Raw genomic sequence first — 933 nt, forward strand, 5'->3', positions numbered from 1 at the left:
CCTCTTTGCTTTTCAGCGGCGTTTGCTCCACAAGCTCCCGCTCGCAGTCCGTCAGCATATCAAAAAAGACGGCGCTGTACGCTCCGTCCTTCTCCGCATTCTTGTTCCCGACCGGTGCGCCCGGATGGCTCCCCGCGGCGTTCTGTTTCCCGGCGCTGTTCCGGTTCCCCGGCTGGCCGCCCCGCTTTCTTTTTGGCAGTGCCTCGTCCCACTTGTCCGCCGCTTTCCAGTTACGCAGCGTTTGATAGCCCACGCCTTGCTCTTTTGCCAGCTCCCGCAGGCTTACTTCCTCGCCCCTCGCTTTTCGGGCGATGTATTCAGCCTTGGCGGTGTCGCGCTTTTCGCTCCGCTTCGGCATTTCACACCTCCAAATGATCGTGCGCCCCGGCGCAGCCTACAAAAATACCCCGCGTAGGTACGCAGGGCTTCGGCTTGCGCAGGGCGCATCCAACAGCAAAGCCCGCAGCGTTTCCGCCACGGGCTTTATTGCACACTATGATATTAACACAGAAAACCTGCGAAAGTTGCTAACTCCCAAAAAAATTTTTAAGAGACGCAGTTATATGACACCATCCCAAGGAGAACTGTCAGCAAAGTGTTTTCATGGTTCTGGTCATTCAATACCTCTATTTGTGCCATGTAATCGCCATAGCCGCTAATATTCAGTAGCTCTTGCAGGCTGTTGGACGCTTCCGCCGTTGTGTCCACGATCTCCTCCCACTGTTCTACCGCAGTCGGCACCCCTTGCTCCGCCAGCATCGCACAAGCTGCCAAGCCGTCCTGCCACACGCTCACAGTGTACACATACCCCTCTAAGTCAATCTCATAGTCGTTTCCAAATCCAGATAGCGCCTGTGCAAAGCGCTCCCGCAGTTCATCTTCACTGATTTTTTCTGGCTCTGTATAGTTCGAGATGTAGTCATCCTCCAGGAA

2 protein-coding genes are annotated in these 933 nt (G+C 55.1%); both read right to left on the reverse strand.

Annotated features, from left to right (window positions below; all coding sequences use genetic code 11):
* On the reverse strand, positions 1-358 hold a 358-nt coding region (locus RX395_RS09730), incomplete at its 3' end, for a phage terminase small subunit-related protein (RefSeq protein WP_316367263.1).
* Positions 359-546: 188 nt separating this feature from the next.
* A partial coding sequence (locus RX395_RS09735; protein ID WP_316367265.1) for a hypothetical protein occupies positions 547-933 on the reverse strand: 387 nt, incomplete at its 5' end.

The organism is Collinsella aerofaciens, assembly GCF_032584215.1.
Classification (GTDB): Bacteria; Actinomycetota; Coriobacteriia; order Coriobacteriales; family Coriobacteriaceae; genus Collinsella.